The sequence below is a fragment of the Flavobacterium sinopsychrotolerans genome (assembly GCF_900110375.1).
In the GTDB taxonomy this organism is placed as follows: Bacteria; Bacteroidota; Bacteroidia; order Flavobacteriales; family Flavobacteriaceae; genus Flavobacterium; species Flavobacterium sinopsychrotolerans.
The window spans coordinates 765,730-780,900 of sequence record NZ_FODN01000001.1 but is presented as its reverse complement, the minus strand read 5'-3'; the positions used below and the strand labels follow the sequence as shown (position 1 = coordinate 780,900).

Sequence of the window (15,171 nt, the reverse complement as noted above, 5' to 3'; positions counted from 1 at the left end):
TGTTTATGTTTTCCTGCAAGGTTTCAAAAACCTTGTAGGTATGTTATAAAATTAATAAACCTGCAAGGTTAATAACTTTGCAGGTTAATAATTACAATACGTTTAATACTTGTTCCTTGATTTTTTCCAATTCGTCTTTCATTTGAACGACTAATTTTTGCATTTGTGCGTGATTGGATTTAGAGCCCATCGTATTGATTTCACGTCCCATTTCTTGGGTAATAAAACCTAATTTTCTACCGTTAGCTTCGGTTCCGTTGATGGTTTCCAGGAAATAATCCAGATGATTCGTCAAACGCACTTTTTCTTCGGTGATGTCTAATTTTTCTAAATAATAAATCAATTCCTGCTCGAAACGATTTTCATCTACATTCACTTTCAATTCTGAGATTGCAGTTTGCAAACGGTCTTTTATCGCCTGAACGCGTTCTGGATCAAGTGCCAAAGCTTCGGACATATATTGACGAATATTCCCAATTCGCAATTGAAATTCTTTTTCAAGAGACATTCCTTCATCTTTTCTAAAGTTCAGGATGTTGTGCAGCGCTTCTTCGATAACGGTTTGGATTTGTACCCAGTCGTTTTCATCGATTTCATCGCGTTCTATTTTCATGGTATCCGGCATGCGAACTGCCATTTTCATTAGTTCGGTTTCATCAGCATCAGCATAAACTTCTCTCAGCTGATTGATATATGCTTTTACAATGGGCACGTTCACTTTAGTAGAAGTCTGTTCCGCGGTACTTTCGATAAAAATAGAAAAATCTACTTTTCCTCTTTCCAGTTTCAGTGCAATTTGGTTGCGTAAACCCAATTCCATTTCGCGGTACAGCGAAGGCATTCTAACATTCAAATCCAAACCTTTACTGTTTAAAGATTTTACTTCTACCGTGATTTTTTTGGTTGGTAATTGCAAAGTCGCTTTACCAAAACCCGTCATTGATTGTATCATATATTTTTCTAAAAGAGGTCAAAGATAATAAAAAAGTGGTCAGTGGTCAGTTTTTAGTATTTAGTGCTTTTTTTATAATTAGGTTTTGACTTGTAAATGGATTGAAATTAGAACATTCCAAATCAACGATTGAACACTGATTACTGAACACTCTTTTTCTGTGTAACTAAATAAACGCCGACAAATATCAAAATGGCTGAACCAATTTTCACCAAACTCAATTCGTCTTTTCCCAAGCTTATCGCAAAAATAGTGGCGAATAGCGGTTGTAAATAAATAAAAACGGCAACCGTAGTTGGTTTTAATTCTTTCATCGAAAGCAAATTTAGCAAATAGGTCAGGAAAGTCGAAAAAACAACTACAAATACTATTTTCCAGCAAATATCCGTTGGGACTAAAGCCCATTCAACAGTTTGAAATTGGCTCCAGCCAAAAGGCAAAACCATAATAAAACCAAACAAATAAATCCATTTTACAAACGTAAACGCATTGTATTTATCCATTAATTTCTTGACGATGATCAGGTAAAATCCATAGGAAATGGCGTTGACCAAAACCAGAAAATTTCCTAATCCGGCGTTTGTGGCGCTGCCAATGGATTTTCCGTACAGAATAAGAAAAGCAGTTCCGATTAATCCAAGGATAATCCCAAAAACCATTCGTTTTTGCATGCGTTCTTTCATGATAATGGCTGAAAGCGTCAAAACAATCATCGGTGTTGAAACCATGATTACCGCTGCGCTAATAGGAGAAGTAAGGCTTAATCCTTTGAAAAACGTAAGCATATTAAACGCTACGCCAAAGAAAGCAGCCGCAATTATTCTAGGGAAATCATTGAGAGCAATTTTTTCCTTTGGCATAAAAAGCCAAACCAGCCAAAACAATAGCACCGAACCGCCCACGCGCAACAAGATGAAGCCATAGGCGTCAATATACAACGGCATGACATCTTTGGCAATGGTAAACGTGACACCGTAAATTATAGAGACAATTGTGGCGCCAATTAGTGCAAGATTTCTTTTGGACATTATACCAAAGCTTTCATTACCTGCAACATATTTTGTTGGGTATTGCCAATATAAATTTTGTCTTTGATGATAAAAACAGGACGACTCAAAAACGTGTAATGTTCCAAAATGTATTTTTTGTAATCGTCTTCGGTCAACGATTTGTTCTTTAAATCCATCGATTTGTACAACTGTGCTTTTTTGCTGAAAAGCGCTTCGTAACTTCCTGAAAGCTCGCGCATTTTTTCTAATTCGGCAACAGTAATTGGATCTTGTTTGATGTCGTGAAATTTAAAATCATGTTCTTTCGGTAATGATTTTATAATTTTTCTGCAGGTGTCGCAAGAAGCGAGATAGTATATTATGTCCATGTAAATAGCGATTTCTTTGTGCAAAGAAAATTCATTTGACACGGAAAATGATTATTTTTATCAAAAAAATAAAAAAATGAATCAATTATTCGACGTCAGCACTACAAGCAGAAATATGGTTTCAAAATTTCTATCAGAATACAATCTTGACCAACTCAACACAATTCCGGAAGGATTCAGCAATAATTTGATTTGGAACATCGGTCATATAATCGTGTCGCAACAACTTTTAGTATACAAGCTTTCTGGTTTGCCGATGATGGTTTCTGATGAATTAGTCGAGAAATACAAAAAGGGAACCAAGCCGGAACACATCGTAACCCAAGTCGAAGTAGACGAAATCAAATCGTTATTGTTTGAAACTATTCAACAAACAAAAGTAGATTATGACAATCAAATTTTCAAAAACTACATGGAATATACCACTTCAACTGGCGATCACGTTTTAAGAAATGCCGAGGATGCCATGGCTTTCAGTAATTTCCATGAAGGGCTTCATATTGGTAATATGATGATTATCAGAAAGTTTATTTAGGATTTATACCTCTATGAATATCGGGAGCTTAATCCCGCTATTCGCTTATATCTTTTCCTTTTTAAAGAAAAAAGGAAAAGGATATCCGCTTCTATCGGGGCTAGCGAATCGTTAAAAAACACTATTTGGTCTTTAAAAAATGTTTAATTTTTTTAAAGACCATTTATTATTTAAACGCCAAATAATCATTCACTTCAGTGTACGGCAATAATAATTCTTTTGGTCCATCTGCATACGATGCGGCTTCATAGGAATTGTAATATAGCAGCAATCCTTTATCGGTATAAAAAATATTTTGGGGCAATTGGAATTTCTCTTTTTCAAACATCAATCCGGTTGCATTGATGGATTTGTTTGCAGGAATTTTATATTTTGCTCTGAATTTTTTTTCGGCGAAAGCCTTGAATGCTCCTTTATCATTAAATAATTCCTCATTCGATATTGATTTTCCAGTATTTGGATCAAAAAGCAGGGAGCGCAAACCTTGGTATCCATGAGCGCCACCAGTATAGGTGTAATGTTTGATTTCAATATTCAATATAGCATCTGATTGGTATTTTACATTTCCTTCAATGTCAGCTTCCCACCCAAATTTATCATTGGGAAATTCTTTCTGAAGTTTCTCGTAAGAATTAATAAATGAAGCCAATAAGCTATCATAATTAGTTGCTGAATAGGGCTTTTCTCCAAAATAAATAATCTCTTTCATTACCGAAAATACTTTTTTATTGATGCTGTCTGCTACAACCGGGACGGCATTTGCAACGGGTATTTTTACACTAATTGACGGACAATTTTCTTTGCAGGGCATCGTTGTTTTTTTCTGAAAAGATTCCTCTTCAAAAACCAATTCGTTAGAACATTGCGCAGCAGAAAAAAGCAGTAAAGTGTAAATAATAAAGTGTTTCATCTCAAAATTGTTAATTAAATACAAAGGTACCTACTTGTAGCTTGGTTAGATAAAATTAAAGGGTAAATTTGTAAAACATTTTTGCATCAAAAAAATTCAACTTATGAAATTCAATACTAAAGTCATTCACGGTGGACAGCACCACGACCCAAGCACAGGAGCGGTTATGCCTCCAGTATATCAAACATCAACTTTTGTACAAACCAGTCCTGGGCAACCTATAAATCCAGATTATGAATACAGTAGAGCTGCAAATCCTACCCGAAGCGCACTTGAAAACGCCTTGGCAAGTATCGAAAACGGAACACGAGGATTGGCTTTTTCTTCAGGATTAGCGGCAACGGATTGTGTTTTGCGTTCTTTTAAATCTGGGGATGAAATCATTGCGATGGACGATTTATATGGTGGAACCTACAGAATGTTTACTCGAATTTATAAAGATTCTGGAATAAAATTCCATTTTGTGGATATGAATGACATCGAAAAATTCAAGTCATTAATTAATGAAAATACAAAACTGGTTTGGGTAGAAACACCAACAAACCCTTTGATGAAACTAGCCGATATTCAAGAAATCGCAAAAATCACTAAAGAAAAGAAAATTCTTTTTGCGGTTGATAATACTTTTGCAACGCCTTATTTGCAAAAACCATTGGATTTAGGCGCTGATATTGTAATGCATTCGGCGACTAAATATTTGGGCGGCCATTCTGATGTTATTGCAGGGGCTTTGATTGTAAAAGATGAAGCGTTGGGAGAACAATTGCATTTTCAACAATTTGCAACAGGAGCTACATTGGGACCAATGGATAGTTTTTTAGTGCTTAGAGGAATTAAAACCTTGCATTTGCGTGTGGAAAGACATTGTGAAAATGGTGGTAAAGTGGTGGAATTTTTGAATAATCATCCAAAAGTCAAAACAGTTTATTACCCAGGATTACCGAGCCATCCTTATCATGAAATTGCTAAAAAGCAAATGAGTGGTTTTGGTGGAATGGTGTCATTTACTTTTGTGTCGGGCAAAAAAGAAGATGCAATTGACTTTTTGGAAAAACTAAAAGTTTTCACACTGGCAGAATCTTTAGGCGGAGTGGAATCATTAGCAAATCATCCGGCTTTGATGACACATGCATCTATTCCGGAAGACAAGCGTAAGGAAGTTGGAATTACAGATGATTTGGTTCGATTAAGCGTAGGTATTGAAGATGCTGAGGATTTAATCGAAGATTTGAAACAAGCATTAGCGTAACGGAATATCTTAAATAAAAAAGCTCCAATTCTAAAATTTAGAATTGGAGCTTTTTTTTACCTCGTCGTTTTATAGATAATAAATATACCCTAGATTCACCCAAACTAACCAGTCATTAGCTTTGTTTTCTTTATAGATTGCAGGATTTGGATTTAAGCCATCCACCCAATCAGAGTTGAAATACTGAAATCTAAAATCGATAATTAAATCTTGTAAAGGACTTAATTTGTATCGTGTTCCAATACTTGAAATGATAGAGAAAACAGCTTTACTTTCATTTGAAAACCCGAAAGGATGACCGTCTGAAGGAGTTAGGTATTTTGGGAAAGTAATTGATGGAATTCCCAATTCTCCAAGTGTAGAATTTGCTTTGGCTGAATAATAACTCAATTGGGCACCAATACTGGCGTAAGGTCCAAAACTGCTGATTGTTTTTTCAAAGTTATGAATTTTTATCGGAGAATATTCAAGTTGTGTTCCTAAATTGAAAATTCCTGAAGAACCTCGCATGGCCCTAAGTTGCTGGACTCCTATAGAATTGCTACTTTTTTCGACATACTCCCCATAGTGTTTGAATTCACTCTTGTTATATGAAATATCAGAACGTATTTTAAAGTGTTCAGAAAAAAAAGTCTCATTATTGGTGTTGTATGAAAAATTTAAATAATGAACTAGTCCTATTCCAAATCCATTATTATTTATGTTTGTTCCCAAATCGTTGCGGGAACCATAGTCGGATTTAAACATAACCGGACCAAACACAACTCCTACTTCGTGGGCGATACCGATTTGAGCGTTTATTGCACCTGAAAATCCAAATAGAATAAATAAAACAATAATTTTATAATTAAGCATTTTCATTTCAAATTTCGAATCGTTGCAAATATATGTAAACATCAATTATTAAAAAAATTAAAAATAAGCAGACAAATTCTTATTTACTTACGAAAGTGGTAGTCATTTGGTTTAAATGGGCACATCTTAAACGTAATTGTTTGTGAATGTCTAATAAAAAGATAATTCTATTGATAAATTAAGAAAACAGAGTCTGAATATTTTTATAAAATGTATATTTGTAAATTACAACGAAATCGTTTTCATAATTAAAATATTATAGTCTATGTTACTAAAAATAAATGATTTTATGGCTCAAGTTGAAGCCAAAAATCCAAATGAACCTGAATTTATTCAAGCTGTTAGGGAATTTGCAGAAACTGTAATTCCATTTATTGCAGAGCAAAAAAAATACGATGGAAAAAATTTGCTTCTCAGAATGTCGGAGCCAGAGCGTTCAATTATATTTCGTGTTCCTTGGGTAGATGATAGTGGTGAAATTCAGGTAAACAGAGGTTTCAGAATTCAAATGAACTCTGCAATCGGTCCGTACAAAGGTGGGATACGCTTTCATCATACTGTAAACTTATCCGTGCTTAAATTTTTAGCATTCGAACAAGTATTCAAAAACAGTTTAACCACTTTGCCAATGGGCGGAGGAAAAGGAGGGTCTGATTTTGATCCACAAGGAAAATCTGATGGTGAAGTGATGCGTTTCTGTCAGTCTTTCATGACTGAATTGTGCAGACACATCGGACCGCAATTAGACGTTCCTGCAGGGGATATTGGAGTTGGTGCCAGAGAAATTGGTTATTTATTTGGTCAATACAAAAGAATCAAAAACGAATTTACCGGAGTATTAACTGGTAAAGGATTGGCTTACGGAGGATCATTGATCAGACCAGAAGCTACGGGTTACGGAGTAGTTTATTTCGCGGAACAGATGTTGAAAACTATTGGTCAAAGCATTAACGGTAAAACAGTTTCTATTTCTGGATTTGGTAATGTTGCTTGGGGAGTTGCTTTGAAAGTAAATGATCTTGGTGGAAAAGTAGTTACTATTTCAGGTCCTGATGGTTATATTTATGACGAAGAAGGAATTTCTGGAGACAAAATTGATTTCATGCTTGAAATGAGAGCAAGAGGTGACAATAGAGCTGAAGCTTATTTAGAAAAATATCCAAATGCTGTTTTCCATAAAGGAAAAAGTGTATGGGAAGTGAAAGTTGATGTTGCAATACCTTGTGCTACTCAAAATGAGTTGAACGAGGAAGATGCTAAAAACTTAATAGCAAATGGTGTTATTTGCGTAACTGAAGCGGCAAATATGCCATGTACTTTAGAAGCGATCAAACAATTCTTGAAAGCGAAAGTGCTTTTTGCACCAGGTAAAGCAGCAAATGCCGGAGGTGTTGCAGCTTCTGGATTAGAGATGACTCAAAACTCTATTCGTTTGAACTGGACCAGTGAAGAAGTAGACTCTAGGTTAAAAGAAATCATGGTTGGAATCCATAATCAATGTAAAAAATATGGTACTGATGACGAAGGATATGTGAACTACGTAAAAGGAGCGAACATTGCCGGATTTGTTAAGGTAGCTGATGCTATGCTGGCTCAAGGAGTGGTATAAATCAGGTAAATTATAATTTAAAATGCCTTCTGCCGATGTTATTGGTCGAAGGCATTTTTTTTGTGTAACAAAATGCTAAGACTTTCGTTTGTTCTATATTTGTAAACAAATATTGATGCAAATAATGAAAAAGAGCGTTTTGTATTTTTTGCTTTTACTTTTTATCCAAAAGGGTTTTGCCCAAAGTGATTTATCGTGGCAGGGTTATTTCTCTTACAATGAGATTAAAGATGTTTCAGAATCTGCAACTGCAGTTTTTGCCGCGTCTGAAAATGCATTGTTTTCAAAAAATTTATCGACAAACGTAATTAAAACAACGAATACTATTGACGGGCTTTCCGGACAAACAATTTCATCTATATACCACAGTTCAACATTTAATAAAACAATTGTAGGATACGAAAACGGACTGATAATTGTCATCAATGAGGTAGATGGCAGTATGCTAAATGTGGTCGATATTATCAATAAACAACTTCCGGCGGATATAAAAAAAGTCAATCACTTCATGGAATTTGAGGGAATTGCTTATATATCGTGTGATTTTGGGATTGTCCAATTTAATTTGACTACCATGCAGTTTGGGGATACTTATTTTATTGGGGATAATGGAGCTGAAATCAATGTGAATCAAACGGCATTGTTCAATGGATTTATTTATGCTGCTACAAATAGTGGAATAAAGAGAGCTACTATTTCCAATAAAAACTTAATCGATTTTAATCAATGGGAAACAATTGCTACTGGAAGCTGGTCCAGTGCAACAACTTTTGGTGCCGATTTGTATGCTGTTGATACTTCTGGAAATGTTCAAAAATTTTCTGTCTCATCAAATTCTTTTACAGGATTTGTCCAGCTTTCTCAACCTTCATTGGATATGAGAGTATCTTCCGATTATTTAATAGTGACGACTTCAAGCAGTATTTATATTTACAACAGTCAAATGGTTTTAGTACGCCAAATAAATACCAATCAAATCCCCGAAAGCAATATTCGTTTTACCTGTGCTAGTGTAATAGGGGCAAATATTTTTATTGGAACAAAAGAAAATGGATTATTTGCGACTGCCTTATCTTCATCGGTGAATTTTGAAAATATAACGCCAATAGGCCCTGCAAGAAATAATATATTCTCGCTTCATGTTACACCAAATGCACTCTGGACAGTTTATGGAGATTACTCCGCGGATTATAATCCGTATCCATTAGATAGTTACGGTGTAAGTAAGTTTACTGCAACAGGATGGTTGAACATTCCTTATGAACAAGTTTTACGTGCACAATCGATGACCAGAATTACCGTTAATCCGAGCAATGAAAACGAGGTATATGCGAGTTCTTTTTTCTCGGGATTATTGAAAATTGAAAATGACGTACCTACAATATTATACAATCAAACCAATAGTGGTTTAGAATCTTTGACCTTTGTGGGTCCTGATTATGTAGATATAAGGGTTAACGGAACGGCATTTGACAAATCAGGAAATCTTTGGGTTACCACCAGCCGGATAAAAAATGGATTGAAAGTGTTTAAATCTACTGGACAATGGCAAAGTTATGCTATGGATAATATCTTAGATTCGGCTATTGACAATAATTTTGGAACAATAGCCATCGATAAAAATGGAACCAAATGGCTTTCTACTAGTGAAGATGGAGTGATTGGTTTTAATGAGAGTTCTGGGAAATTTAAGAAAATAACAACAGGACCAGATACTGGGAATTTGCCTGTTTCAAATGTAAGAACAGTTGCAGTAGATACCAGAAACCAACTTTGGATAGGAACCACAAAAGGATTGCGGGTTTTGCCTAATGTAGGTAATTTTCAATCTGAGGAACAGATGACGGCGAATCCAATAATAATTGTAGAAGATAACTTGGCTCAGGAATTGTTGTTTGAACAATTCATTACGGACATTGCTGTGGATGGTGCGAATAATAAATGGATTGGAACGGCTGATTCCGGTTTGTTTTTGGTGTCGCCAAATGGTAAGGAAACCAAATATCACTTTACAATAAACAACTCACCGTTACCTAGCAATGTTATAAATGATGTTGCTATCAATAGCGTTTCAGGCGAAGTTTTTATCGCTACTGCCAAAGGGTTGGTTTCTTTCAAAGGAGTTTCGACTGCTGCCAATGATGATTTAAGTAATGCGTATGTGTATCCAAATCCCGTACGTCCTGAATATCATGGAACCGTTAAAATTGCCGGATTACTTGATAAAGCCACTATTAAAATCACCGATATTGAAGGAAATCTGGTTTATGAAACCACTTCTGAAGGTGGAACTATAGAATGGGATACGACTGCTTTTGGAAAATACAAAGTTGCTTCCGGTGTGTATATGATATTTATTTCGGCACAAGACGGAGTGGAAACCAAAGTTAAAAAAGTAATGATAATCAGATGATTTAGAAGAGTGAATTAATTTTTTAATCTTTAAATTTTTCAATCTTTAAATTAAAATTGTGCAAGTCAAAACCAAAGCCATCGTTCTTTCGTCATTAAAATTTCAGGAAAAAAGCTTGATTGTCAAATGCTTTACGCTCTCACATGGTTTGAAATCGTACTTTGTTCGAGATGCTTTTTCGAGCCGAAAAGCGAATCAGAAAATCGCTTATTTTCAACCGTTGACCATTCTCGAAATCGAAGCGGTTCATAAAAACAAAGGCACTTTAGAAAATTTTAAGGAAATAAAAATCGGGACTCCTTTTCACTCGATTCATTCAGATATTTATAAGAGTACGATCGTGATGTTTATTTCAGAAATGTTGCACCATTCCATTCATGAAGAAGAAACAAATGAGCATCTGTTTACCTTTCTCGAAACGGCTTTGCATTGGTTAGACAATCACGATGAAATTGCTAATTTTCACTTGATTTTATTATTGGAAACTACAAAATATTTGGGTTTTTATCCTGATACTTCCGATATGGATATGCCTTTTTTCGAAATGAACGAAGGTATTTTTACGCCTTTTCATGCCGTCAGTTCACTTACGGAACATGAAAGTAATTTGTTTAAAAAACTGATTGACTTGAGATTCGACAACAATCAAAAAACATTTCATGTCATTGAAAGACAAATCGTTTTGAGAATACTGATTGATTACTACAGTTTTCATTTGGACGGATTTAAAAAACCAAAATCCTTGGACGTTTTGAAAGAAGTTTTTTCGTAACATAAAAAAAATTATTCATAATTTAATTTTATATTTAAAAGTAAAGTATATTTGTCTTTTAATCAAGTTTGTTGTTCTTTATGGAAAGCAAGCTTTAACTAATTAACTTTATGGAACCAAAAGCAAAACAAGAAGGAGATATTGAAAAAATTGATAAGTTTACAGGTTATCAATTGCCTAATAAATTTAAAATTGTTGGTTTGGTAGTGTTTATTGCTTCGATTTTATCAATTATTACGTCTCTTAAGCTTTATATGTTAGATATTAAGTACCACGAATTATTTGAAAGAATCGCTTTGTCAGTTTCAGTTATAGGATTACTTATAATTTCAATTTCAAGAGAGAAAATAGAAGATGAATTAATTGGGAAAATCCGAATGCAATCCTATAATTATGCTGTAATAGTGACAGTGCTGATCTATTTAATATTACCATTTATTCACTTTTCCATTGTGTCAATTTTTTCATCAATGCCTAAAATAGAAGGTAGTAAGGGCGTTTCGGTATTAGGTGTTTTGCTTATGTCACAGATTTTTACTTTCCGCAAGTTAAAAAAAGCCTATAATGAAGAATAGACTAAAAATAGAACGCGCCATTTTAAATTTGACCCAAGAGGAATTAGCGGAGAAAATAGGCGTTTCCAGGCAAACAATCAATTCAATTGAAACCAATCGTTTTGTGCCATCAACAGTTCTGGCGTTAAAATTATCAAGGTTGTTTGGGAAATCAGTTAATGATTTTTTCGAGCTGGATGATGATGACAAATAAGTGTTAAATTCTTCAAATTTATAAGAATTCTATTGAATATAAAGTCTTTAAAAACAATTATGCTTTATAAGATTCAGTAGGAATTAAAATTCAAAAAACCGAAATCATTAGACGTTTTAAAAGAAGTTTTTGCTTAAAATAGAATGTTGTCGGACTTATTATGAATTTTATCGAATTCTCTAATCAATTTTGTCTATTTTCTCTCATCTTTTCTTTCTTTTATTCAAAATTCCTTACTTTCGCACCTCGATTTAGAAAAGGATAAAATGAGCACAAAATTTACTGAATACAAAGGACTTGACTTACCAACTGTGGCGTCAGAAGTTCTGGATTTTTGGAAGAAAGAAAATATATTCGAGAAAAGCGTAACCACTCGTGAAGGAAACCCACCATTCGTGTTTTTTGAAGGGCCGCCTTCGGCAAATGGATTACCGGGAATTCACCACGTAATGGCGCGTGCAATTAAAGATATTTTTTGCAGATATAAAACTCAAAAAGGGTTCCAAGTAAAGCGTAAAGCAGGCTGGGATACGCATGGTTTGCCTGTGGAATTAGGTACCGAAAAAGAATTAGGAATCACCAAAGAAGATATTGGGAAAACCATTTCCATCGAAGAATATAACGAAGCGTGTAAAAAAACCGTGATGCGTTATACGGATGTATGGAATGATTTGACCGAAAAAATGGGCTATTGGGTAGATATGGAAGATCCGTATGTGACCTATAAATCCAAATACATGGAAACGGTTTGGTGGATTTTGAAACAAATCTACAACAAGGATTTGATGTACAAGGGTTACACGATTCAGCCGTATTCTCCAAAAGCAGGAACAGGATTATCGTCGCATGAAGTGAACCAACCTGGAAGTTACCGTGATGTAACGGATACTACGGTTGTGGCACAATTTAAAGTGATTGACGCGTACAAAGAGTTGTTATTCTCAAAGTTTTACGATTACATCAGTTCGAATAATTTACTGCATTATAAGTTAGAAGCGTTGGATTTAGACGAAGTTTTTATCTTAGCTTGGACGACAACACCTTGGACATTGCCAAGTAATACCGCTTTGACTGTAGGTCCAAAAATTGAATACGCTTTAGTAAAAACATTCAATCAATATACGTTTCGTCCGGCAACATTGATTTTGGCTAAGAATTTAGTTGGAAAACAATTCGGGAAAGGGTTCTTCGAAAGTAATGAGCCAGCTGATTTTGAAAATTTCAAAGAAGGCGACAAGAAAATTCCTTATCAGGTTTTGGCGGAATGCAAAGGAGCTGATTTAGTTGATATTCGTTACGAACAATTATTGCCATTTGTTTTACCATACCAAAATCCAGAAGATGCTTTTAGAGTGATTTCAGGGGATTTTGTAACTACCGAAGACGGAACAGGAATTGTACACACGGCGCCAACATTTGGTGCTGATGATGCAAAAGTAGCTAAAGAAGCTACGCCAGAGATCCCGCCGATGTTGGTTCTTGACGAAAATGGAACTCCGGTTCCGTTAGTAGATTTACAAGGAAAATTCACTTCGCACGTGGGAGAATATGCCGGTAAATATGTAAAAAACGAATATTATAACGAAGGTGAAGCGCCGGAACGTTCCGTAGATGTTGAAATCGCCATTCGATTAAAAGAAGAAAACAGAGCGTTTAAAGTAGAGAAATATGTGCACAGTTACCCACATTGCTGGAGAACAGACAAGCCTATTTTATATTATCCTTTGGATTCATGGTTTATAAAAATTTCTGAAGTTAAAGACAGAATGTTTGACTTGAACGAAACCATCAACTGGAAGCCAAAAGCGACTGGAGAAGGACGTTTTGGGAATTGGTTGAAAAATGCCAATGACTGGAATTTATCCCGTTCAAGATTCTGGGGAATTCCATTGCCAATTTGGAGAACCGAAGACAAACAAGAAGAAATTTTAATAGGTTCTGTTGAAGAATTATACAACGAAATTGAAAAATCTATCGCTGCCGGTTTCCAAAAAGAAAATCCTTTCAAAGGTTTCGAAATTGGAAATATGGCAGAATCTAATTATGATTTAGTTGATTTGCATAAAAATGTAGTCGATGAAATCACGTTGGTTTCTGCTTCTGGCAAACCAATGACGCGTGAAGCGGACTTAATTGACGTTTGGTTTGATTCGGGTTCTATGCCCTATGCGCAATGGCATTATCCTTTTGAAAACAAAGATAAAATTGACGAAAACAAAGATTTTCCTGCTGATTTTATTGCAGAAGGAGTGGATCAAACACGCGGCTGGTTTTATACCTTACACGCCATTGGAACATTAGTTTTCGATAAAGTGGCCTATAAAAATGTAGTTTCAAACGGATTGGTTTTAGACAAAAACGGGCAAAAAATGTCCAAACGTTTAGGGAATGCCGCAGATCCATTTGAAACCTTAAAAGAATATGGTCCCGATGCGACGCGTTGGTACATGATATCGAATGCGAATCCTTGGGACAATCTGAAATTTGATTTAGAAGGAATTGCTGAGGTGCGAAGAAAATTCTTTGGAACTTTATACAATACGTATTCATTCTTTAGTTTGTATGCAAATATTGATGGTTTCAAATTCGAAGAAGCGGAAATTCCGTTGAACGAAAGACCGGAAATTGACCAATGGATCATGTCAGAACTGAACACTTTGATCAAAGAAGTAGATGGTTTTTATGCGGATTATGAGCCAACGAAAGCAGCTCGAGCGATTTCAGAATTTGTACAGGAAAACTTGAGTAACTGGTACGTTCGTTTGTGCAGAAGACGCTTCTGGAAAGGGGAATATGCGCAGGACAAAATCGCTGCTTATCAAACTTTATATACTTGTTTGTTAACTATAAGTAAACTGGGTGCGCCAATCGCTCCGTTCTTTATGGACAAACTTTACAGAGATTTAACTTTAGCAACACAGTCGGAAAAATATGACAGTGTACATTTGGCGGAGTTTCCAATTTCGGTTGACAACTATGTTAATAAAATGTTAGAGAGCAAAATGCAGAAAGCACAAACCATTTCATCATTGGTTTTATCACTCCGAAAAAAGGAAATGATAAAGGTGCGTCAACCCTTGCAGAAGGTAATGATTCCAGTACTTGACGACAATCAAAGAGCTGAAATTGAAGCTGTTTCCGACCTTATAAAAGCAGAGGTAAACGTGAAAGAAATCGTACTTTTGGATGATGCTTCCGGTGTTTTGGTGAAACAGATTAAGCCTAATTTTAAGGCGCTTGGACCTCGTTTTGGGAAGGATATGGGCTTGATTTCTAAGGAAATACAAGGGTTTTCAAAAGAGCAAATCAGCCAATTGGATAAGGAAGGAAGTCTAAATATTGTTATTGCAGGAAATAACGTAATTTTAACTTTAGAAGATGTAGAAATTACATCACAGGATATTGAAGGTTGGTTGGTAGCCAACTCAAACGGAATAACGGTTGCACTGGATATTACAATTTCACCAGCTTTAAAACAAGAAGGAATTGCCAGAGAATTGGTAAACAGAATCCAGAATATCCGTAAAGATTCCGGATTTGAAGTTACTGATAAAATTAAAGTTCAATTGAAGAGAAACGGAATTTTAGAAGAGGCTATTCTTGAAAATGAAGCGTATATAAAATCAGAAACATTAACCAGTGATTTGGTTTTTGTAGATGAATTAGAAAACGGGACAGAAATTGAATTTGACGATATAAAAACAATGATTTTAATTTCAAAATAATACAA

The 15,171-nt window shown here is 35.1% G+C and carries 13 protein-coding genes; 8 read left to right on the top strand and 5 right to left on the bottom strand.

Translation table 11 applies throughout. The features are described 5' to 3' along the window. Nucleotides 1-91: 91 nt before the first annotated feature. The 3 genes from BMX64_RS03500 to BMX64_RS03490 form a co-directional block, all read right to left on the bottom strand. Nucleotides 92-952 carry a YicC/YloC family endoribonuclease gene (locus BMX64_RS03500; protein ID WP_091166350.1) on the bottom strand — a complete coding sequence of 287 codons (861 nt, stop codon included), beginning with the start codon at nt 950-952 and terminating at the stop codon, nt 92-94. Between the two features lie 140 nt (nt 953-1,092). Next, on the bottom strand, nt 1,093-1,980 hold the full coding sequence (locus BMX64_RS03495; RefSeq protein ID WP_091166349.1) for a DMT family transporter: 888 nt from the start codon (nt 1,978-1,980) through the stop codon (nt 1,093-1,095). After that, nucleotides 1,980-2,330 (bottom strand): arsenate reductase family protein, encoded by a 351-nt coding sequence (locus BMX64_RS03490; protein WP_091166548.1) that lies wholly within the window; start codon nt 2,328-2,330, stop codon nt 1,980-1,982. The genes BMX64_RS03495 and BMX64_RS03490 overlap by 1 nt, the downstream gene beginning before the upstream one ends. 76 nt (nt 2,331-2,406) lie before the next feature. On the opposite strand from BMX64_RS03490, the gene BMX64_RS03485 reads away from it, so the two are divergent. Beyond that, nucleotides 2,407-2,865 carry a DinB family protein gene (locus BMX64_RS03485; protein WP_091166549.1) on the top strand — a complete coding sequence of 153 codons (459 nt, stop codon included), beginning with the start codon at nt 2,407-2,409 and terminating at the stop codon, nt 2,863-2,865. 166 nt (nt 2,866-3,031) lie between these two features. Here the strand turns inward: BMX64_RS03485 and BMX64_RS03480 are convergent, their stop codons facing one another. After that, on the bottom strand, nt 3,032-3,775 hold the full coding sequence (locus BMX64_RS03480) for a DUF3298 and DUF4163 domain-containing protein (RefSeq protein ID WP_091166348.1): 744 nt from the start codon (nt 3,773-3,775) through the stop codon (nt 3,032-3,034). Between the two features lie 103 nt (nt 3,776-3,878). On the opposite strand from BMX64_RS03480, the gene BMX64_RS03475 reads away from it, so the two are divergent. After that, nucleotides 3,879-5,024 (top strand): cystathionine gamma-synthase, encoded by a 1,146-nt coding sequence (locus BMX64_RS03475; protein WP_091166347.1) that lies wholly within the window; start codon nt 3,879-3,881, stop codon nt 5,022-5,024. Between the two features lie 69 nt (nt 5,025-5,093). Here BMX64_RS03475 and BMX64_RS03470 read toward each other — a convergent pair whose 3' ends face one another. Continuing rightward, nucleotides 5,094-5,879, bottom strand: a complete 786-nt coding sequence (locus tag BMX64_RS03470) for a THC0290_0291 family protein (protein WP_091166547.1) — start codon at nt 5,877-5,879, stop codon at nt 5,094-5,096. A 265-nt stretch (nt 5,880-6,144) separates the two neighbouring features. On the opposite strand from BMX64_RS03470, the gene gdhA reads away from it, so the two are divergent. From gdhA to ileS, 6 genes are all read left to right on the top strand, one after another. Next, a complete protein-coding gene (gene gdhA / locus BMX64_RS03465; RefSeq protein WP_091166346.1) occupies nt 6,145-7,488 on the top strand; it encodes an NADP-specific glutamate dehydrogenase in 1,344 nt (447 codons plus the stop codon). Between the two features lie 124 nt (nt 7,489-7,612). Further along, a complete protein-coding gene (porZ, locus tag BMX64_RS03460; RefSeq protein ID WP_091166345.1) occupies nt 7,613-9,901 on the top strand; it encodes a type IX secretion system anionic LPS delivery protein PorZ in 2,289 nt (762 codons plus the stop codon). A 58-nt stretch (nt 9,902-9,959) separates the two neighbouring features. After that, entirely contained in the window at nt 9,960-10,673 is a 714-nt protein-coding gene (gene recO, locus BMX64_RS03455) for a DNA repair protein RecO (protein WP_091166344.1), read from the top strand. Between the two features lie 110 nt (nt 10,674-10,783). Then, complete coding sequence (locus BMX64_RS03450) at nt 10,784-11,248, top strand: hypothetical protein (RefSeq protein WP_091166343.1); 465 nt, start codon at nt 10,784-10,786, stop codon at nt 11,246-11,248. Next, complete coding sequence (locus tag BMX64_RS03445; protein WP_091166342.1) at nt 11,238-11,441, top strand: helix-turn-helix transcriptional regulator; 204 nt, start codon at nt 11,238-11,240, stop codon at nt 11,439-11,441. Before BMX64_RS03450 ends, BMX64_RS03445 begins: the two co-directional genes overlap by 11 nt. A gap of 266 nt (nt 11,442-11,707) precedes the next feature. Continuing rightward, nucleotides 11,708-15,166 (top strand): isoleucine--tRNA ligase, encoded by a 3,459-nt coding sequence (gene ileS, locus BMX64_RS03440; protein WP_091166341.1) that lies wholly within the window; start codon nt 11,708-11,710, stop codon nt 15,164-15,166. The last annotated feature ends 5 nt before the right edge of the window (nt 15,167-15,171 follow it).

Bases quoted from the DNA above. Each gene is read 5' to 3' on its own strand.
- BMX64_RS03475 (WP_091166347.1), top strand. From the start codon at position 3,879: ATGAAATTCAATACTAAAGTCATTCACGGTGGACAGCACCACGACCCA.
- BMX64_RS03500 (WP_091166350.1), bottom strand. From the start codon at position 952: ATGATACAATCAATGACGGGTTTTGGTAAAGCGACTTTGCAATTACCA.
- gdhA (WP_091166346.1), top strand. From the start codon at position 6,145: ATGTTACTAAAAATAAATGATTTTATGGCTCAAGTTGAAGCCAAAAAT.
- BMX64_RS03480 (WP_091166348.1), bottom strand. From the start codon at position 3,775: ATGAAACACTTTATTATTTACACTTTACTGCTTTTTTCTGCTGCGCAA.
- BMX64_RS03470 (WP_091166547.1), bottom strand. From the start codon at position 5,879: ATGCTTAATTATAAAATTATTGTTTTATTTATTCTATTTGGATTTTCA.
- BMX64_RS03485 (WP_091166549.1), top strand. From the start codon at position 2,407: ATGAATCAATTATTCGACGTCAGCACTACAAGCAGAAATATGGTTTCA.
- ileS (WP_091166341.1), top strand. From the start codon at position 11,708: ATGAGCACAAAATTTACTGAATACAAAGGACTTGACTTACCAACTGTG.
- BMX64_RS03490 (WP_091166548.1), bottom strand. From the start codon at position 2,330: ATGGACATAATATACTATCTCGCTTCTTGCGACACCTGCAGAAAAATT.
- porZ (WP_091166345.1), top strand. From the start codon at position 7,613: ATGAAAAAGAGCGTTTTGTATTTTTTGCTTTTACTTTTTATCCAAAAG.
- BMX64_RS03495 (WP_091166349.1), bottom strand. From the start codon at position 1,980: ATGTCCAAAAGAAATCTTGCACTAATTGGCGCCACAATTGTCTCTATA.
- BMX64_RS03450 (WP_091166343.1), top strand. From the start codon at position 10,784: ATGGAACCAAAAGCAAAACAAGAAGGAGATATTGAAAAAATTGATAAG.
- BMX64_RS03445 (WP_091166342.1), top strand. From the start codon at position 11,238: ATGAAGAATAGACTAAAAATAGAACGCGCCATTTTAAATTTGACCCAA.